Source organism: Prosthecobacter fusiformis, assembly GCF_004364345.1.
Taxonomy (GTDB): Bacteria; Verrucomicrobiota; Verrucomicrobiia; order Verrucomicrobiales; family Verrucomicrobiaceae; genus Prosthecobacter; species Prosthecobacter fusiformis.
The window spans coordinates 18,006-37,454 of the sequence record NZ_SOCA01000006.1; the positions used below are offsets into that span (position 1 = coordinate 18,006).

General features: G+C 56.6%; 18 protein-coding genes. 11 read left to right on the forward strand and 7 right to left on the reverse strand.

Going from position 1 to position 19,449, the window contains the following annotated elements:
* Positions 1 to 9 precede the first annotated feature (9 nt).
* Complete coding sequence (locus EI77_RS15285; RefSeq protein ID WP_208300371.1) at positions 10 to 750, forward strand: sulfite exporter TauE/SafE family protein; 741 nt, start codon at positions 10 to 12, stop codon at positions 748 to 750.
* Between the two features lie 48 nt (positions 751 to 798).
* Complete coding sequence (locus EI77_RS15290; RefSeq protein WP_133796164.1) at positions 799 to 1,770, forward strand: CNNM domain-containing protein; 972 nt, start codon at positions 799 to 801, stop codon at positions 1,768 to 1,770.
* Between the two features lie 29 nt (positions 1,771 to 1,799).
* Here EI77_RS15290 and EI77_RS15295 read toward each other — a convergent pair whose 3' ends face one another.
* Together EI77_RS15295 and EI77_RS15300 are read right to left on the reverse strand one after the other, a co-directional pair.
* A complete protein-coding gene (locus EI77_RS15295; RefSeq protein ID WP_166647283.1) occupies positions 1,800 to 2,681 on the reverse strand; it encodes a phosphodiester glycosidase family protein in 882 nt (293 codons plus the stop codon).
* 37 nt (positions 2,682 to 2,718) lie between these two features.
* On the reverse strand, positions 2,719 to 3,336 hold the full coding sequence (locus EI77_RS15300) for a non-canonical purine NTP pyrophosphatase (RefSeq protein ID WP_133796166.1): 618 nt from the start codon (positions 3,334 to 3,336) through the stop codon (positions 2,719 to 2,721).
* A 277-nt stretch (positions 3,337 to 3,613) separates the two neighbouring features.
* Here EI77_RS15300 and EI77_RS15305 point away from each other — a divergent pair, with 277 nt between their 5' ends.
* Both EI77_RS15305 and lpxA read left to right on the forward strand, forming a co-directional pair.
* Positions 3,614 to 4,933 (forward strand): bifunctional UDP-3-O-[3-hydroxymyristoyl] N-acetylglucosamine deacetylase/3-hydroxyacyl-ACP dehydratase, encoded by a 1,320-nt coding sequence (locus EI77_RS15305; protein ID WP_133796167.1) that lies wholly within the window; start codon positions 3,614 to 3,616, stop codon positions 4,931 to 4,933.
* Between the two features lie 27 nt (positions 4,934 to 4,960).
* Positions 4,961 to 5,764, forward strand: coding sequence for an acyl-ACP--UDP-N-acetylglucosamine O-acyltransferase (gene lpxA / locus EI77_RS15310; RefSeq protein ID WP_133796168.1), 804 nt, complete (start codon positions 4,961 to 4,963; stop codon positions 5,762 to 5,764).
* Positions 5,765 to 5,781: 17 nt separating this feature from the next.
* Here lpxA and EI77_RS15315 read toward each other — a convergent pair whose 3' ends face one another.
* Both EI77_RS15315 and EI77_RS15320 read right to left on the reverse strand, forming a co-directional pair.
* On the reverse strand, positions 5,782 to 6,420 hold the full coding sequence (locus tag EI77_RS15315; protein WP_133796169.1) for a response regulator: 639 nt from the start codon (positions 6,418 to 6,420) through the stop codon (positions 5,782 to 5,784).
* Positions 6,421 to 6,488: 68 nt separating this feature from the next.
* Positions 6,489 to 7,808, reverse strand: a complete 1,320-nt coding sequence (locus tag EI77_RS15320) for an ABC transporter permease (protein ID WP_133796170.1) — start codon at positions 7,806 to 7,808, stop codon at positions 6,489 to 6,491.
* Between the two features lie 331 nt (positions 7,809 to 8,139).
* On the opposite strand from EI77_RS15320, the gene EI77_RS15325 reads away from it, so the two are divergent.
* The 5 genes from EI77_RS15325 (at position 8,140) to EI77_RS15345 (ending at position 15,311) form a co-directional block, all read left to right on the forward strand.
* Positions 8,140 to 8,961, forward strand: coding sequence for a retropepsin-like aspartic protease (locus tag EI77_RS15325; RefSeq protein ID WP_166647284.1), 822 nt, complete (start codon positions 8,140 to 8,142; stop codon positions 8,959 to 8,961).
* A 128-nt stretch (positions 8,962 to 9,089) separates the two neighbouring features.
* The gene (locus EI77_RS15330; protein WP_133796172.1) at positions 9,090 to 9,893 is read left to right on the forward strand and encodes a cytochrome c3 family protein; all 804 of its coding nucleotides are present in this window, start codon (positions 9,090 to 9,092) and stop codon (positions 9,891 to 9,893) included.
* Between the two features lie 29 nt (positions 9,894 to 9,922).
* A complete protein-coding gene (locus EI77_RS15335) occupies positions 9,923 to 13,183 on the forward strand; it encodes a TAT-variant-translocated molybdopterin oxidoreductase (protein WP_133796173.1) in 3,261 nt (1,086 codons plus the stop codon).
* 9 nt (positions 13,184 to 13,192) lie between these two features.
* Entirely contained in the window at positions 13,193 to 14,671 is a 1,479-nt protein-coding gene (gene nrfD, locus EI77_RS15340) for an NrfD/PsrC family molybdoenzyme membrane anchor subunit (protein ID WP_133796174.1), read from the forward strand.
* A 40-nt stretch (positions 14,672 to 14,711) separates the two neighbouring features.
* Positions 14,712 to 15,311: a DUF3341 domain-containing protein gene (locus tag EI77_RS15345; protein ID WP_133796175.1), complete on the forward strand. Its 600-nt coding sequence runs from the start codon at positions 14,712 to 14,714 to the stop codon at positions 15,309 to 15,311.
* A 111-nt stretch (positions 15,312 to 15,422) separates the two neighbouring features.
* On the opposite strand, the gene EI77_RS15350 is transcribed toward EI77_RS15345, so the two are convergent.
* Positions 15,423 to 17,924 carry a DEAD/DEAH box helicase gene (locus EI77_RS15350; RefSeq protein WP_133796176.1) on the reverse strand — a complete coding sequence of 834 codons (2,502 nt, stop codon included), beginning with the start codon at positions 17,922 to 17,924 and terminating at the stop codon, positions 15,423 to 15,425.
* A gap of 135 nt (positions 17,925 to 18,059) precedes the next feature.
* On the opposite strand from EI77_RS15350, the gene EI77_RS15355 reads away from it, so the two are divergent.
* A complete protein-coding gene (locus EI77_RS15355) occupies positions 18,060 to 18,317 on the forward strand; it encodes a type II toxin-antitoxin system Phd/YefM family antitoxin (protein WP_133796177.1) in 258 nt (85 codons plus the stop codon).
* Entirely contained in the window at positions 18,314 to 18,766 is a 453-nt protein-coding gene (locus tag EI77_RS15360; RefSeq protein ID WP_133796178.1) for a type II toxin-antitoxin system VapC family toxin, read from the forward strand. The genes EI77_RS15355 and EI77_RS15360 overlap by 4 nt, the downstream gene beginning before the upstream one ends.
* Before the next feature lie 19 nt (positions 18,767 to 18,785).
* Here EI77_RS15360 and vapC read toward each other — a convergent pair whose 3' ends face one another.
* Entirely contained in the window at positions 18,786 to 19,184 is a 399-nt protein-coding gene (vapC, locus tag EI77_RS15365; RefSeq protein WP_133796179.1) for a type II toxin-antitoxin system VapC family toxin, read from the reverse strand.
* A complete protein-coding gene (locus EI77_RS15370; protein WP_133796180.1) occupies positions 19,174 to 19,428 on the reverse strand; it encodes a type II toxin-antitoxin system VapB family antitoxin in 255 nt (84 codons plus the stop codon). Before EI77_RS15370 ends, vapC begins: the two co-directional genes overlap by 11 nt.
* Positions 19,429 to 19,449 lie beyond the last annotated feature (21 nt).

Sequence of the window (19,449 nt, forward strand, 5' to 3'; positions counted from 1 at the left end):
AGCCTTATTGTGGACGAGACTATCCTTACTTATATTGTCATCGGTTTTATCGCGCAGATCATTGATGGCGCGCTGGGGATGGCCTATGGAGTCAGCGCTTCTAGCCTTTTGTTAGGCGTTGGGGTGCCGCCGGCGGTGGTGAGCAGTACGGTGCATGCGGCTGAATGTTTTACCACTGGGGCCTCGGCGATTTCGCATCGAGCCTTTGGGAATGTGAACAGGAAGCTGTTTTTCGGATTGCTGGTGCCCGGGGTGATCGGTGCTTTTCTGGGAGCCTACATCCTGACGATGATCCCAGGGGATGTGATCAAGCCTTATATCGCGGGTTATCTCCTGCTCATGGGGGTGATTTTGATTGTGAAAGCATTCCGTGCTTTTCCTTCCCGTGAGGTGGCGACGCATTTGAAGCCGCTAGCGTTTTTTGGTGCTTTCGTGGATGCCATCGGAGGCGGTGGCTGGGGGCCGATCGTGGGATCGACCTTGATGGCCCGTGGCAGCCCGTTTCGCGAGACGGTGGGCACGGTCAATACGGTGGAGTTTTTTGTGACTCTGTCCGCTTCATTGGGATTTCTCATCGGCATCGGGCTTAGCCACTGGAATGTGATTTTGGGGCTGGCGGCGGGTGGCGTTGTGGCGGCTCCCTTGGGAGCGTGGGTGTGCAAGCATGTGCCCCAGCGGCCCTTCCTGGTGGTAGTGGGGCTGGTGGTCATCGGGCTGAGTGTGCGCACGCTGATCCAGAGCTTTGCTTGAGAAACCATGGGCGCTTGGTGATGTGCGTGCTAATTGGAGTTTTTTCCGATGCTCATACTTTTGATACTTCTGTCTCTCACCGTGCTGGTGATCTCATTCCTGTGCTCTCTCACAGAGGCGGTTTTACTGAGCCTGAATCCGCTGGATCTGAAGTTGCAGGAAAAGAAGGGAATCCGCAGTGCGGGCCGATGGCTGGTGATGAAGCAATCCATTGAGCGGCCTATTTCGGCCATCCTGGTCTTCAACACGCTGGCCAATACGGGGATGGCGACGCTGGCGGGGGCTGTTTTTACGGGAATTTATGGCCCGGAGTGGCTGTGGGTTTTTTCGATCCTGATGTGTGTGCTGGTTTTGTTTGGTGGGGAGATGGCTCCCAAAATCATCGGGGTACATCATGCGGCGGGGCTGGCTCCACGGCTGATTGGCCCGCTCAGTTTCATGCTGTGGGTCTGTCATCCGCTGGTGCTGCTGATGGTGAAATTTTGTGAAAGGCTGAAGCGCGGGACCGCTGATGGGCGCAGCCAAAGTGACCAGATCATGGACATCATCACGCTGGTGCAGGCGGCGAAGGCTGAGCAACTGCTGCATAACCAGGAGGAGATCATCATGATCCATGCGGCGACGCTGAGCGCGCGCCGTGTGAAGACTGCGATGGTGCCGAAGGATGCGGTGAATGTCTTTGATGTGCGCCGGACGCTTTTGGAAAACGTGGAGGCTGCGGGTCCGAAGCTGCACCGAAGCTATCCCGTGAGCCTGGACGGCACGCGTGAGAGCATCATCGGTTATGTGCGTGTGCGGGAGCTGTTTGTGCAAAATTTAGCAGCACCAGCCACGGCGGACTGGACGAAGCTGGTGCGTCCGGCCTTGCGGATCGATGGCAAGGCATCGCTGACGCAGCTGCTGGCATTATTTTTGGACAAACAAGAGGTGGCGGCATTGGTTGAATCCCCTGGGGGACTCATCGCAGGCTGGATCACCATGGATGATGTGATGAAGGTGCTGATGGGTGCGCGGATTTGATACGGGCACTCAATGCTGCGTTGCGGGATCTATCGCGGAACAATGGCGAGGTAGTTGCGAACGGTGCTCCAACCTGGCTGGCTTATTTCCTGCCAATCTGTTTTGCGGGCATAAAAGGCGGTGGAGCGGCCTCCGTCCAGGTTGAGTGCTCTCACTACCCGGAGGCCTGGGAGCAGATCCGGGGTGGCTAATAATTCACCCAACCCGGCGAGGGTGGTGGAGCGGACGGTGCCGATGGCCCACAGGCGATTTCCATCCGTGGCGATGAAGGTGCGGGTGGCGTTTTTTGTGCGATTGAGTGTGGGCAGGGGATGGCCTGTATCAACGAGGCGCGGGCCTGCCTGAAGCATTTGCGTGACGCCGCTTTCTCCTAGAAATTCCTGATTCCAGACGAGGTAAGGTTCTTGATTGATCAAGACTATGGAGCCCGAAACGAGGCTGGAAGTGGTGAATTGGCCGATTTTACGGCCATCGGAGATCATGAGGCCCAGGGTGGAAAAGTCTGGATGAAAAAAGCCACCGTTCACTCCTGCGATGGCCCCCATGCCACGCATGAGGGGAGTGAGGACGCCGCCTCCCGCGTGGGGGGCTGGCTGGTCCACGATGCGGATGCTGCAACGCTGGCTATCAAACGTAACGACACTGATGCTGGCGGATTCTGTGGTGCTCCGGGCGCTGAATTCATGGAGTTCTGCTCCGTTGGGCAGGGACTGGGTGCGGACCTGGGTACTGCGCTGCCATGATGAATGGATGGGCTGCGGAGGGGAGGCCTGGGGAGGATATAGAGGGGCTGCCTGGGGTGCAGGAGCGGGCTGGGCATAGCCTGGATGTGGACCTGCAGCATTGGGTGTGCTCTGCTGTACGCACTGGGACAGCAGCAGGAGCAGGGCAGGGAGCAGGCAGGCTTTCATGGTTGACGTGGATCCAGACGCTAAGGTCTGATTACGCCTAGCCATTTACTATCTGCGGATTGTTTTGCAGCCAGTTTTGCATGGATTCCATGGCGCGAGCACGGTGGCTGAGCTGATTTTTCACCTCGGCTGGGAGTTCCCCAAAAGTGAGGCGATGACCTTTGGGCGTGAACATGGAATCATATCCAAAGCCACCCTTGCCATGCTCGATGACGCCGACATGGCCTTCGACAATGCCGTCTGCCACGTGAAGGACCTCGCCATCGCGAACGAGTGCGAGGGAGCAGCGAAAGCGTGCCGGGAAGACCTGACCGGGATTGGTGCTGACGCGGCGCAGCCGGTCTTTCAGCAGGCGGCGGTTGTCTGCATCCGTGGCACTTTCCCCCGCATATCTAGCGGAGCGAACGCCGGGCTGCTTGTCCAGGACATCCACTTCCAGGCCGGAATCGTCGGCAAGAACAAGCATGCCTGGGCAGGCGGAGCTGCCGCCTTGGGCTTTGATGATGGCGTTTTCTTCAAAAGTGCTGCCTGTTTCCTCTGGTGGGACCAGTCCGGGGTGTGCGCTTAGGTCCTGAACTTGCCAGTCAGGCCCCAGCATGGCGGCAACTTCCTGGGTTTTATGAGTATTTGAAGTGGCAAGCAGGATCTGGGTCATAGCGGGGGGGGAAGTGGGTAATTCAAGCCGACCCAATGTTCAATATGGCAAAACTTTAGTCGCAAAGCGTTGCGTTGATTGAGGAGGCTTCAGAAAGTTGAGCGGGGGAGATAGGGCCGATGGAGCCTTTACTCCTGTACGATTTCTGTTGGGGACGACGATTTGTATTCATCATCAACAGGTCTTATTTAAACATCGTATCCGCTCCTGTAGATGCGTGTGCCTGGATTTTCCTTTGACCCCAATCCCGCACGCGGCTAAAACGGGCATCCCTTTCATGCCTGCCTCAGACCGTCAACACACGCTGGCCAAGCCCGCCTCCATCACTGGCACCTCACTCCACACCGGTGAGCAAGTCACGCTGACCCTTCAGCCCGCTCCTGAAAACTTCGGGTTTAAATTCCGACGTATGGACCTGGAGGACAAGCCGTTCATCCCCGCCCTGGTCGAAAAAGTCCAGAAGGTGGAACGTGCGACCACCATCGCGGAAGGTGGGGTAAATGTGCATACGGTGGAGCACGTGATCAGTGCCCTGGCCGGGATGGGCGTGGACAATGCCATCATCGAGATGGATGCAAACGAGCCCCCGATCGTGGATGGAAGCTCGCTACCCTTTGTGGAGCTGATCAAAAAAGCCGGTCTGCAGGAGCAGTCTGAGGCCCGGAAGATCTTTGAGATCCGTGAGCCGATCTACCAGGAGACGAGGGATGGAACGATCATCACCATCGTACCGGATAAGAAATTCCGTGTCAGTTGCACGAATGTGGGGCCTGGAGGACGCTTCACGCAGTATATTTCCCTGGAGATCAATCCTGAGGTCTATGAGAAGGAGATCGCCCCGGCGCGTACCTTCGTTTATTATGAAGACATCGCCCCGCTGATGGAAAAGGGGCTGATCAAAGGCGGTACGCTTGAAGCTGCGGTGGTGGTGCGGGGAGAGACGCTGCTGTCGAAACAGCCATTGCGTTTCAACAACGAATTCGTCCGCCACAAGATTTTGGACATCATCGGAGACCTGATGCTTTCCGGCAAACGCATCACAGGTCACGTCATCGCGGTGCGGCCGGGTCACGGCCCGAATACGGAGATGGCGCGTGCGATTGTCTCCCAATACAACGCGATGCGTGCGATGGTGCCGCCAGCGGTGAACATCCCGAGCGGTGAAGCGGTGCTGGACATCAATGAGGTGATGAACATCCTGCCGCATCGGTATCCCTTCCTGCTGGTGGACCGGATCATCGGCTTCGAGGGTGAAACGAAGTGCCGTGGCATCAAGAACGTGACCATCAATGAGCAGTTCTTCCAAGGCCACTTCCCAGGGCACCCGATTATGCCAGGGGTGCTGCAGCTGGAGGCCATGGCGCAGGTGGCCAGCATCGTCCTGCTGAGAATGCCGAGCCATCAGGGCAAGATCGGCTACTTCCTGAGTGCGAACAATGTGAAGTGGCGCAAGCCGGTGGTGCCTGGGGACACCCTCATCATCGAAACGGAGATCACGAAGGCGAAGCGCAGCATTGCCCAGGCCGTCGGTCGCTGTCTGGTCAATGGCCAGGTGGTCTCTGAGGCGGAGCTTATGTTCAATGTGGTTGACCGTTAATCAGACTTTTCACCCAGTCTCCATTGCATGTCCATCCACCCGACCGCCATCATTGACCCAACGGCCAAAATCGGTGCTGACGTGACTGTCGGCCCCTACTGCATCATTGGTGCAGGAGTGGAGATTGGAGACGGCTCCTGGTTGCAGCATCATGTGACGGTGATGGGGCCGACGAAGATCGGGAAGAATAACCGCTTTTTCGCCTATGGCTCCATCGGCCAGCAGACGCAGGATCTCAAATATTCTGCGGAGCCGACGTATCTGGAAATCGGGGATCACAATACGTTTCGCGAATTTTGCTCGGTGCATCGGGCGACTTCTGCCGGGGATAAAACGAGCATCGGAAGCCACAACAATTTCCTCTCGTATGTGCACATCGCCCATGACTGTGTGGTGGGAAATCATGTGATTTTTTCCAACAACGGCACGCTGGCCGGCCATGTGGTGGTGGATGATCACGTCATCCTGGGTGGGCTCAGTGCGGTGCATCAGTTTTGCCGGATCGGCACCCGGAGCATCATCGGCGGGTGTGCGAAGGTGGTACAGGATGTGCCTCCCTACACGACGGCGGATGGAAATCCGGCCCGTGCCCGGGGACTGAATATCGTGGGCCTGCGGAGAGCTGGCTTCAGCCGGGAGCAGATGCGCTCCATCCGTGCTGCTTTTCGTAAAGTTTACCGTTGTGGATTAAACAATGCGCAGGCTGTGGCTGAATTGCGCAGTGAGGAACTCACGCCGGAAGCGGCACGCTTTACGGACTTCGTGGCAGATTCCAAACGCGGCATCACTCCGGGCAGCAAAGCCGGAGTGGATGAAGGCGATGATGACTGAGGCCAGGGCAGGCTTGCTCAGCCTGCTTTTTCCATCAGCCCGTGCTGGATGCAGTATTGCACCAGTTCTGGCAGGGATTTGACCCGCAGCTTTTCCATGAGGCGCACCCGATAAGTGCTGACGGTTTTGCTGCTGAGATTGAGTTGGGCGGCGATTTCCTTGATGGGATCTCCGTTGATGAGCTTCCTGAGAACCTGGAACTCCCGCTCGGAAAGGGTGGTGTGCGGTTGCTCCTGGAAATCGGAACGGACAAAAGCGGCGAGGTTTTGAGCGAGGCTAGGGCTGATGTAATTTTGGCCGATGAGGATTTCCTTCACCGCTTTGAGGAACTCGCCCGTACCTGCGGTCTTGCAGACATACCCGGCTGCTCCTGCCTTGAAGGCACGCACACCATAAACGGATTCATCATGTCCGCTGCAGACTAGGACGGTGGGTGACTTTGGCTGCGCTTTGATTTCCGCCAGGAAGTCCAGTCCGTTACGCCCAGGGATGGTTACATCCAGGATGACGATGTCCCAGGGATGTTCAGCCATCAATGCATTGGCCTCCTGGTAAGTTCCAGCCTCGCCAAATTCATAACTGCCCAGGGTCATCATGGCGTGCTTGTAGGCATCGCGCATGAGTTGGTGGTCATCTACAATTAGAATTCTCTTCATCTCTGCGATTTATGCGAATTTCTGCGTGAAATACAGCATTAATACACTTTGCATGATTGTTCGTTGCATTATTCGTGCCGGAGCGCCTCCACCGGATTCATTTGAGCTGCCCTTCTGGCAGGGTAAATGCCGAAGGCGATGCCGGTGAATACGGAGATCAAAAAGGCCAGGGCAGGGGACCAGATTTTCACCACGGTGGTGACGCCAGCAAAGTGCTCCACGGCAATCGGGATGGAGACACCGACGATCACCCCGAGCACGCCCCCTGCGCCGGAAAGCAGCACCGTTTCAATGAGGAACTGGACCACGATGTCTGCCTGTCTGGCACCCATCGCGCGGCGGATGCCGATCTCGCGGGTGCGCTCGGTGACGCTGGCCAGCATGATGTTCATGATGCCGATGCCGCCTACGAGCAGCGAGATGGCGGCGATGCTGCCGAGGACGATGCTGAAGATCTGTTTGGTCCGCTCGGCCTGGCGTAAAAGCTCCACGGGGACAATGATGCGCCAGTCTTCTTTTTTGTGATTTTTGGCCAGGAGGTGACGGATGGCATTGGCCCGGCTTTCCACCTGCTTGACGTCGTTCACCCGCACGATGGCTTCGTGGAACTCCACTTTTTCAGCCTCGAAACCGCCGCTACGCATCCTGAAAAACGTCTCTCCATACTGATCCATCAGGGTGGTGAAGGGGATCATCATTTGGGAGTTTCCTGAATTGCTGGAGCCGCCGCCTTCGCCTCCTACGCGCTGGCCTTCATCCTCCATGATCCCCAGGATCCGGTAATAGTATCCCTTCACCCGGATGGATTTTCCGGTGGGTGTGGATAGGGGGAAAAGCTTGGCGGCTGCGCTTTGGTTCAGCACACACACAGGCAGCTTTTCATTGAGCTCCAGGTCTGAAAAGAACCGGCCCTGGATGACTTTGCGATTGCGCATTTCTGGATAGACGGGAAGGACCCCAAGGATCTGGCCATCCACACTGCGATCCAGATTCCAGATGTTTTCACTGAGGATACGGCTGGGGACAACGACGCTGACCCCTGGCACAGTCTGGCGGATCTGCTGCATGTCCCGGGTGGTCAGGCCGTATTCCAGGACCATGCTGCGTGCTTCGGCTGAGGAGCCTTGGCCGTCCGGCGGTTTGACGCTTTCTAAAATGATATTCTGGCTGCCCAGGCGGCGGATCTGCTCCTGTGCCTCATGACTGGCCCCTTCACCGATGGCCAGCATGGCCACCACGGAGGCGACGCCGAAGATGACGCCCAAGGCTGTCAAAAAAGAGCGTAGCTTGTTCAGCCAGATGCTCTTCATACCCAGGGAGACAGTGCGCCACAGATGCTGGGGCGAGGCGACGAGACGAAGGATGGGATGACGGGCGAGCAGTGACATCAAACAAGTGGGGGGACTATACCACGTCGCCTGAAGGCCAGATCATTCAAAAATGAGGGGTCAATGGAGCGGATTGGGCCGGGTAGTGCCTGGAGAAAACGGGCGCGGATGGGTTTTAGCTCTTGCGGCTTTCTATGGGCGGCGGGAACATTTCAGCATGCGTCGGTCTGCTTTTTTCTTTCTGCCTTTACTGGTATTTGCCGGGTGTGCTGAGGTGGCCGAGCACGGGCCGATATCCGCAAGAACGCAGGCCAAGATGGAAGCGTTGGCTCTCTCGAAAACCGAGTTCCTGAGGCGTATGGAGGTCTCAAGCCGACAGCCTACCCAACCGATGACGCTGCCTCTGCGGCTTTCCATGGGGGTGCCTGTACTGGAAGCCGGGATCAATGGCCGGGGTGCAGTCTCCATGATGCTGGATACAGGTGCCTCGCGGACGATGCTGCAGGCGGCGACAGCGGTGAGCCATAAAGTGCCCATCATGCGTGCCGAAGATGCAAAGGTGGAAATGCAGGGGGTGGTGGGCAAGGAGACGGGGCGCATCGGCCTGTTGAACCCACTGACTCTAGGGTCCTGGTCGCTTAACGGTTACCCCTGCCTGGTGCGCACCTATGAAAACCGGCTCACGGGCATGAGCGGAGCCGCTAGTTTTCCTGAAAGTCTGCTCGGTTTTGATGTGGCGGTGAATTATTGCCGCTACCTGACGCTGAACTATCCGGGTGAAAGTGTCATTTTCGGCTTTGGCCAGGCTTTTGTCCCGCAGGCAGGGACACGTAAATCCTCGGTTCCCTTCAAAATGAAACACGGGGTTCCCTTCATCACCCTCCGTTCTGGCGCACATAGCTGGGAGGCGATTGTGGACTCGGGGTCGTTTAACGGCATCGAAATCAATGAAGAGGTGGCCAAAAAATTGGGTGTGCACCAAGGGGGGAGGAAAGTCAGCGGGCTCTATCTCATGTCCATTGGCGGCACTGTGTCCTCCTCACAGGCGAATTTGCGCACGGTAAAACTGCCGGATCTCACCTTGTGCGGGGGCAAATACAAGGAGGTGGAAGTGGATATCTCCCCTGGCCCACCGAGGGTAGGCAGCCACTTCCTGAAGGATTACCGGGCCACCTTTGACTTCAAGAGCAAGAAGCTCTGGCTGGAGTGGTGATAAGTCACGGAATGTCAAAGCACTTTTGAGTCAGTAAAAAATTCATTTCCAGAGTTGCAAACACCTCCCGGACTTCTATTCTCCAACCTGCTTGTGAAATATTTCACAAGCGCATTCACCGAGATTTTATGGGTAATTTCTTTCCGCGTTGGACCAATTGGCTGCCTTTAAAGCTGGCCGTCGGGGTCGCATTCATCGCTTTTGGGGTGAGTGTGGGCGTCGCGTACTACTTCACTCCGAAATACACACGGGTGGGATATGAGCCGACTCAGCCTGTACCATTCTCCCACAAGATTCACGCCGGGCAGCTAGGCCTGGACTGTCGTTACTGTCACTCCTTTGTGGAGAATTCCAGTCACGCCAACGTGCCGACCAACCAGACCTGCTTCAATTGCCATGGTCCAGGCAAGGGCAACATCAAGTCTGCCAGCCCCAAGCTAGAGCTGGTGGTGAAGGCTCAAGAGACCAAGCAGCCCATCCCGTGGGTGAAGGTCCACAAAGCACCTGACTACGTGTATTTCAATCACAGCGCCCACTTGAACCGCGGCATTTCCTGCCAGTCCTGCCACGGACAGGTGAATGAGATGGAAGTGGTAAAGCATGCTGAGCCTCAGTCCATGGGCTGGTGCCTTGATTGCCATCGCAATCCGGAGCAGAAGCTTCGTCCGCTGGATCAGATCACCAATTTGAATTACAAGCCTGAGCAACTGGACCGCACCGCCTTTTATCAGAGCCTCATCACGAAGGGTGTGAAGGCTGAAGAAATCGCAGAAACCATCGGCGAAGGCAAAAAAGCAACCTCTGTTGAGGAACTGGTGACGCTGGCCTCTGAATCTTACGGCAAACAGGTGACCCAGCTCGAGGTTGGTAGCCAGCTCAAGAAGCACTGGCAGGTGCAACCACCTGAAAACTGCACCTCCTGCCACCGCTAACCCCTGCGCCCCTCTCTCTACCGCACCTCATGAAACGCATCTGGAATCACCCCGAAGAGCCTCAGGCCGGCAAGCGCTATTGGCGCAGCACAGGCGAACTGGAGCGTCGCTCGGAGTTTCTGAACAAACTCGGTGTCGAGTTCCCTGCTGGGGACACTCTGAACGAAGAAGAACGCGAAACATCCCGTCGTGACTTCCTCAAGCTCATGGGGGCCTCGACGGCCATGATGGGCCTCGCTTCCTGCCGCCGACCGCTGACCAACATTCTTCCCTACACGGATCATGTGGAGTGGGTCGTCCCGGGCAAGCCTCTACTCTATGCCACGGTGAAGCCAACAGCGACGGGTGTCATGCCGATTGTGGCAGTCACCCACGAAGGTCGTCCTACTCACCTTCAGGGTAATCCACTGCACCCCCTCGGTGGCGGTTTGGACAGCTTTGCACAGGCTTCCATCCTGGACGTTTATGATCCAGAGCGCTCCCAGTCCCCTCTGGCCGCTGGCAAGAAGATCTCCTGGGAAGCTGCGGGCAAGAAAATAGCTTCGATCGTGGAAGCCTCGCAAAAAAGCGCCGGAGCTGATCTGGCGGTGATTGTCGGCAAAACGACGTCCCCAACCACTCATCGCCTCTTGGGTGAATTGAAGGCTGCTTTGCCCCAGGTGAAACTGATCGGTTACGAGGCTCTCGCCACCGAAGGTCTGGACCGTGTGCAGAAAGATGTGCTTGGCACCGGAGTGAAGACCTTTGTCCGCTTCAGCAAGGCACTGCGCATCATCTCTCTAGATAGTGATTTCTTGGGTCTGGACCCAGTCGCCGGTGAAAACATCAAGCACTTCACTAGGCAGCGCTCCAAAGACGCTCCTGGTGGTGAGATGAACCGCCTGTATGCGCTGGAAAACCGTTACACCGTCACGGGTGGTATGGCAGACCATCGCAAGCCCCTGGCTGCCAGCCTGATTCCTGTGGCTGCAGCGGTGATCGCCTCCGAATTGGGTGAAGCATCTGCTAAAGCGCTGGCGGATACTGCTCCTGCTTCGCTGAAAGAATGGCTGGCTCCAGCCATTGCCGACTTGATTGATAACAAAGGTAAGTCTGTGGTGCTGGCGGGTTCCCGCTATGGCGCTGAGGTGCATGCTCTGGTGGCTTCCATCAACAATGCGCTCGGTGCTTACGGTTCGACAGTCGCCCTCCTACAGTCTGCTGGTGAAGTTGAATTGGGCAACTTTGCAGAACTGACTGCCGCTCTGGATGCTGGCACCGTGAAGACCGTCATCTCGCTGACACCTTCAAATCTGTTATTTGATGCTCCTGGAGCAGCCGCACTGGCGGATACGATGAAGGACAAAGCGGTGGAGCTTGTCCACCTCGGTCATCTGGCTGACGTGACTGGCCGCAAAGCCGCACTGCACCTTCCTTCTGCACATTTCCTGGAGTCCTGGGGTGATGCACGCGCAGCAGATGGCACTTATTCGGTCGTGCAGCCAATGATCCTGCCGCTCTATGATGGCGTCAGTGAAAATGAAGTTTTGCTGGCTCTCCTGGGGCGCAAAAAACTCGGTCCTGCTGAAGCTCCCGCTGCCGATGCCGCCGCACCTGCCCCGGAAGATCCTGCTTATCAGGCTGTCCGCGATACTTTCGCTGCCGTTGCTGGCAGTCTGGATGAAGTGAAATGGAATTTCACTCTTCGTGACGGCTTCCTCAAAGGCTCTGCGTATGTCAAGTCATCCGGCGTGGTGAACACCTCCGCCGTTGCTGGTCTGGTGGCCGCCGTGCCGGTGCCTGTTGCTCCTTCTGCTGAATCTTTTGAAGTCGTTCTTCTTCCTGATTCCGGGGTTTACGATGGCCGTTATTCCAGTAATGCCTGGCTGCAAGAAGCTCCAGACCCAGTCACCAAGCTTACTTGGGACAATGCGGCGCTGCTCGGTGCCGCCGCCTTCCGCTCTATGGGGCTGAAGGAAGGTCAGATGGTGAAAATCACCGTCAACGGCGCGGAAATTAAGATCCCTGCGATTGAGGCTCCGGGTCACGTTTCCCATTCCATCAGTATTTCGGTCGGCTACGGTCAGGACAAACTCGGATTTGTCGGCTCTGGCAGCGCTGAGAAAAAGAAGGGTCAGGCCCGTGGATTCAATGCCTATCCTTTGCGTAAAGCCCTGGGCGAATACGTCCTGCCAGGTGCCAAGATCGAGAAACTGGAAGAAGTTTACGAACTGGCCATCACGCAGGAGCACAACACGATGGAAGGCCGCGCGCTGTATCGTGAAGGCACCCTGGAGACTTTTGCCAAAAAGCCTGATTTTGCTCAGACCACGGGCATGGACGGGCATATCCCGCAGAATATTTCTTTCTACAAGGGCCAGCTCGGCGTGCGTAGCGAAACTAATCCAGAAGGGTTCGATTACGAGAAGCAGCACCAGTGGGGCATGACCATTGACCTGAGCAAGTGCCTGGGTTGCAATGCTTGTAACATCGCTTGTACTTCGGAAAATAACATCCCGGTTGTCGGCAAGGATCAGGTCCGCAAGGGCCGTCTCATGCAGTGGATCCGCATGGATCGCTACTTCGCCAGCGCTAAGTGGGGCGCGGAAAACGCGAAGTCTGATGACGTCAACATTGAGCCGACTGTCGAGCAGCTTGAAAATGCTGAGATGGTGCAGCAGCCGGTCGCTTGCCAGCAGTGCGAATCTGCTCCTTGTGAAACTGTCTGTCCGGTCAATGCCACAGTGCATACCACCGATGGTCTGAATGCCATGGCCTATAACCGCTGCATCGGCACCCGGTATTGCGCTAACAACTGCCCATACACAGCCCGTCGTTTCAACTGGTTCGACTACAACAAGCGTCCTCTCGACGAACTTTATTGGGGTCCGCTTTCCACCGCTGAAAAAACCGGTGTTCGCGAATCCGTCCAGCTTCAGAAGAATCCAAACGTCACCGTCCGTATGCGCGGCGTGATCGAGAAGTGCACCTACTGTGTGCAGCGTCTCGAAGCTGCCAAGATTCAACAGAAGCAGAAGCAGCGTGATTCCAAGAACTTCCGTATCCCGACGGACTCTGTCAAAGTGGCTTGCCAGGCAGCCTGCTCTACTGAGGCGATTGTCTTCGGTGACCTTGCCGATCCTAAGTCGGCAGTGGTGAAGTCCAAAGCTTCGCCTCGCAACTATCAGCTCTTGAAATACATCGGCACCCAGCCCCGCACCAGCTACCTGGCCCGTCTGAAAAATCCGAATCCGAATCCATCCATGCCCGGTGCCGCCGACGTCGCCGCCTGGAGCGCCCACCAAATTTAAGCCGGAACCATGGAAGCCACCGCTACCACCCACTCAACGGAAGCCCACACAGGCGCGCCTCGCATCTTGGATCGCGAGCCCCTGGTGCTGAACAACCGTTCCTATTCCTGGATCACCAACCGCATCTGCGGCATCGTGGAAAACAAGCAGCCCCTCCTTTGGTGGGTGCTGTTTGTGCCTTCTGTGCTGCTGACACTGCTGACGGTGTTCTGCTTCACCTACCTGATCTCCACCGGTGTGGGTGTCTGGGGTCAAAAGCAGCCCGTCGCCTGGGCATGGGACATCACCAACTTCGTGTTCTGGATCGGTATCGGTCACGCGGGTACCCTCATCTCAGCCATTCTTTTCCTGACCCGCCAGAAGTGGCGTACGTCTGTGAACCGTGCTGCTGAAGCCATGACCATCTTTGCCGTGATGTGCGCCGGTTTGTTCCCGGCCTTCCACGTCGGTCGTGTCTGGATGGTTTGGTTCCTGGCTCCGATCCCCAACGCCAATGCGGTGTGGCAGAACTTCAAATCCCCCCTCCTTTGGGACGTGTTTGCGGTGTCCACATACTTCACGGTGTCCGCTGTGTTCTGGTTCCTCGGTTTGGTTCCTGACCTTGCCACCCTGCGTGATCGTTGCAAACCCGGCCTGAGAAAGACCCTTTACGGCATCTTCTCCCTCGGCTGGCGCGGTGCTAACCGTCACTGGAGCCACTATGAAACGGCCTACATGTTGCTGGCCGCTCTCTCTACCCCGCTGGTGCTTTCCGTGCACTCCGTGGTGTCCTTCGACTTCGCTACCTCCATCGTTCCCGGCTGGCACACCACCATCTTCCCACCTTACTTCGTGGCAGGTGCTATCTTCGGTGGTTTCGCCATGGTGCTCACCCTCATGATCCCGGTCTCCAAGATCTACGGTCTGGGTGACCTCATCACGCCGAAGCACATCGATAACATGGCCAAGATCATCCTGCTGACAGGAACGATCGTCGGTTATGCTTACTGCATGGAGTTCTTCATCGCCTACTACGGCGCTAACAAGTATGAGCTTCAGACCTTCCAACTTCGTGGTCTGTATGGTCCTTCCACCTGGGCTTATTATTTCATGTTCGGGTTCAACGTGTTTGCCCCGCAGCTCTTCTGGTACCGTCCTTTCCGCCATAACCTCTGGGTCGTCATGTTCGTCTGCATGTGCGTGAACGCCGGGATGTGGTTTGAGCGTTATGTGATCATCGCGACCACTCTGGAGCGTCACCTGACCCCCGGTTCCTGGCGTGTTTACGAGGCGACTTGGGTGGATAAGTACACCTTCCTGGGTACCTTCGGCCTGTTCATGATGCTGTTCCTTCTGTTCCTCCGCTTCCTGCCTGTCATCGCCATCGGTGAAGTGAAAGGTGTGCTGCCTCAGTCCAACGCTCATGCGAGCGACCATGACGAGAAGGGCATCCAGGAAGAGGACCTCATGAATTACCCTGACCGCCACGTGGCCAAGACCGTCGCCTGATGCGGATTTCAAATTTCACCTTTTAAATTTCAAATCCATCGTGAGCACCACCCTCAAAAGAGTACACGGCTTCCTTGCTGAATTCGACAACGTTCAGGATCTCTATCATGCAGCCGAGCACGTCCGCGATGCTGGTTACCAGCGCTGGGATGTGCATACGCCATTCCCGATCCACGGCATGGATGACGCCATGGGCGTGAAGCGTTCCAAGCTGCCTTACTTCGTTTTCTTCGGCGGCCTGACGGGCACTTGTGTGGCCTTCACTCTACAGACTCTCACCCAGACCACCTTTTGGGCAGACATCGGTCTTGGGTTCCTCCAGAAGCTGGCGGAAACCTACCCGACGGTTGTCCAGGCTAAGCCAACTCACATTTGGACGCTGCCTGCCTTCTTCCCGGTCATGTTCGAGCTGACGATTCTGTTCTCAGCCTTCACGGTGCTGTTCGGCCTTCTCTCCATGATCGGCCTGCCGCGTCTGAATCATCCGCTGTTTGTGTCCAAGCGTTTCGCGAAGTTCTCCGACGACGGATTCTTTGTCTGCATCGAAGCACGCGACCCTAAGTTCTCTCAGGAAGGCACCAAGACCTTGCTTGAGAAACTCGGTGGCAAGAACATCGAACTGATCGAAGACGACATCTAAACCACGTATTATTTCCGTGTCACTTTTAAGCAGCCCGTCTTTTGGCGGGCTGTTTTGTTAGAGGCAGAGGTTTCCGCTTTTGACTGGGCTCGTTCTTTCGTCAGCCCGGCATCACGCCTTCACCATCAGATAGTGCTTGGGCTTGCCGTGACGCTGTTTGTTGGTCAAGGGTGGCAAATCCAGGTGGAAGAGATGACGTAGTGTTTTGTTATGCTGCTTAAGGGTGGATGTCGCCGCTTCTTGCAGGCTCAGCCAACGCCGCCAGGGGTGCGCGGGTGCATGGGTGATGTGGCGCAGGAGGCTAAGCCATTCTACATAGGCGCGTGAGAGGTCGCCAGCAGCCACGCCGTCACGGAGATCACGCGCATCGGCGCGCTCGGGATGGAGCAGCGCATCCAGGAGTTCAGCCGCACCTTCGCCGTAGTCCAGAGGCAGGCCGTTTTCCAGATAACCCGGGTGATTGATGAATCCATAGGTGTTCCGGCAACTGGCCCCCAGACGCTCTGAGCCGCAGCTCACGGGCAGGTCAAACTTCGTGCCGCTGCGTAAATTGGCCATGTGTGCAATGAGTTCATCCACCAGGTAGCCTTCATCTTCCAAGGCTGCGGCAATGGCCAAGCCCTCACCTCCCTGAAAGAAAGAAAAGATTTCACCCCGACGGGTGGGGGTGCCGGTTTCATCGATCAAGCCGAGTGAACGCCATGCATGGATGGGGGAGCCTGGTCTTGGCTGCCGGTCTGTGGCTGTATTGGCCACATCATCGGCCTGAACACCCGTGTCATTTTTTACCACGATGGTCCGCTCACGTGGCTGGAAAAGTGGACGGTCATGGGAATCATGATAGACGGGGACCTCAATCTCATTGAGATCGAAGACGGCGAAGACCAGACCTTCCTTGGCTACGGTGCTGACCAGGCGCGGTAAAACATCTGGAAATGCGTCACCGTTTTGTCCCTCCATGAGAGCGCCTGCCAGGGCAGGGGAGTGTAGGATTTCTATTTCATCCAGAGGGATGGATTCGACTTTGCGCGGCAGCTTGAGAAACTTTCGCAAACTTTTGGTTGGGCGAACATTGCCGGGTTCTTCCTCCACCGGTTGCCCTAGCGGGATCTCGACTCCGTATCGGTCTTTTTCGATTTTGCCTACGCGGCCAATGCCATGGGCAAAACGCGCCACAAAGCCGGGGATGCTCAGAGCGGAAGCGATCTTTTCCGTCCCGGCCAGCCAGGCGTGGCCTAACGGGATGCGTTGCAATGGAGTGTTCGAGCGGCGCTCCCATTCCCCCTTGGAATTGAGGATTTGTTTCTGGGTCGCCTCCAAGCCAAAGAGAGCCTTTTCAGTTTTGGGCGCATGCATGATCTCCGGCGCATCGGCTTCCAGACCCAGCAGTGGCGGGACTTTGGCATAGAGCCGCCCGGCGAAACGTTCGGCTTCTTGAAAGGCATTCTCTCCGGTTTGTGAGGCATGTTTCATCACCCTGAGGAAGATGGGCCATGCCAGCAGCTCTCCGCGGTGTAAGCGGGCCGGGCGGGCATCCATCAGTGTGGGGCTTTGTTTGGTGGTGACCACATATCCCTTTTCGTCCAGGCCCCTGCGTCCGGCGCGGCCGTACATTTGCAGGAGCTCATCCGGTGTCAGCTTATGCTCGGACTTGCCATCATGAAAAGTAGTCGCGGCGACATGTACACTCCGGACGGAAAAATTGATGCCTGCGGACAGTCCCATCGTTGCGACGATGACGCGCAACTGACCTGCCTTTGCCAGTGGCTCGATGACCCCTGCCCGTGCAGCATAGGACAGACCGCTGTGATGGAAGGCGATGCGTTTTTCCAACAAGGCACAGAGATCTTTTCCACAGACGGCCCGTTGTTCATGCGTGAGTTCCAACGACTCTCCATGGGGGAGGTCTGCCGCCAGTCGGCGTGCGATGGACTCGGCCTCCTTGCGCCTGGGGGAGAAGATCAGCAAGGGTGCCAGGTCCGCCAGCATGACAGACGCGGCGAATTTCGGCCAGAAATGCTCAAAATGCCTCGACATCCGTTGAGGCAATGATTCCCACGGTGCCTCCTCCAGGGGGACCGGACGCTCTTTTGTCTGCACGACTTCAGCGGACCGTCCCAGGCGTCGCAGCCAGGCAACAATGTCATCGGGATTGGCCACGGATCCGCTCAGAAGCAGTAGCCGGGTATCCGGAGGAGCCAATGCAATGGCCGCCTCATAATGGCTGCCGCGTGCGGCATCGGCGATCATTTGATATTCATCGATCACCAGCATGGCGGGACCCTCACCCCGGACGAGTCTTTCTAGCTGTGTCTCCAGCGTGGCCACGACCACCGGTGCCCCGACGTTTTCCGAGACATCCCCTGTGGCGATGCCGACGTCCCATTTGGCCTCCTTCCATTCGGCATATTTGTCATTCGCCAGCGCTCGCGTGGGAACGGTGTACACGGCCTGTCCCTCAATGGAGCGGGACTGGTGCAGCAGCTCAAAGATGTACGTCTTGCCTGCTCCCGTGGGGGCACTCACCACCACATCCGTGCCTTCGCGCAGAAGAGTGACGGCCTGATGCTGCCAGGTGTCGGGGAGTTTGAGGGTGTTGAGCGAAGGAAGCATTTAAAAGTGCTGCCCTTTTGGTTACGAACGGCAGGCGGTCGGTGCAAGAAAAGGATCAGTCTTCCTGCATTCAGCCAGAATCTGGAATGATATCCTTCTGGACTTGTGATCTTTTTTTGTGATACTTCTCTCATCATGAAAACCGCCACTATCCGCGATCTACGCTACAACTTCCCCAAGCTGGAAGCTTGGCTGCGCAATGGTGAGGAAATCCAGATCACCAAGCACAACAAACCGGTGGCCAAATTGGTGAAGGATAAGGATGCGGCTCCTCCTCCCGCCCGCCTGACCTCAGAAGAACGGCTGGCACGCATCCGCCGCACCTGGAAGGGCCGTGTCTTCAGCGCTCAAGAAGTCGAAGAAATGCGTGCTTTTGAAACCGGCGAGCCATGATCACTTATCCTGACACCAGTTACTTGTGTGCCCTTTATCGTGAGCAGGACAATTCCGATATCGCTCTGGCTTACGACGAGCAAATGTCCGGTCCCCTTTACGTCTCCACGCTTCTGGAATTCGAATTTCGCCAAGCCGTGCGACTCCAGGTGTGGTTGCATGCCCAGAATAAACGCAAGGGCTACAGCCAGGGCGAGGCGAATAGTATGATGGCTGACTGGGAGACCGACATTGCTGCCGGGCACGTCGCCATCATTCCTGCGGACATGGATGCAGTACTGCGCATGGCCGAGCATCTTTCCAGCACCCATACATGTCATACAGGAAACCGGACGCTGGACATCCTGCATGTGGCCACGGCCAAGCATCTCTCCGCCAAGGAATTTCTGAGCTTCGATGCCCGCCAGCGTCAGCTCGCCAAAGCTGCGGGTTTGAAGGTGCCGGTGTAAGCTCAGCCGCGCCTGGATATCACCAGATCTTCAGCGGAAAGACCCGGGCGATGCTTTCATAATCCCTGTCCTGATGCAGCAGGTGAGCATCCTGGGTGATAGCGGTGGCGGCGATGAGGCAGTCCATCGTGCTGCGGATGGTGAATCCTTTGGCCCGACAGCCACGGTATATTTCTGCCGCATACTCATAGACCTCACAGTCCATGACGAAGTAGTCGGGTAGTTCAAAAAGTTTGAGGATCTTCTTATAGTCCTTGTCATGGCGGATGCCTTGGAGGACCTCGGTGACAATGGGGCCGCAGAGGTAGATATCGGCCTCCAGCTCGATGAGCTTCCGCAGCTTCAGTCCGGTTTCATCCGTGGCATCCCGGAAAAAACTGATCCAGGCGCTGGTGTCAGGCAGGATCTTAAAACTCACGGTTTTTTCTCGTTATGTTTAAGTCACCGTCCCAGTCCACCTTGCCATGCAAGCTCAACAACTCTTTCATATTGGATCTTCTGACAACTTCTTTTAAAGCGTAGTGTACCACGCCTGCCTTGGTCTTGATGCCCGTGATTTCCTGAGCGGCATTCACCAACTGTGTTTCCATCACGATGTTGGTTCTGGAGGTTTCAGGCTCTTCGGGAGGCTCAGTGTGAGTAGAAGAAATCTGTTTTTTCATACACATGAATATCAAAATAAT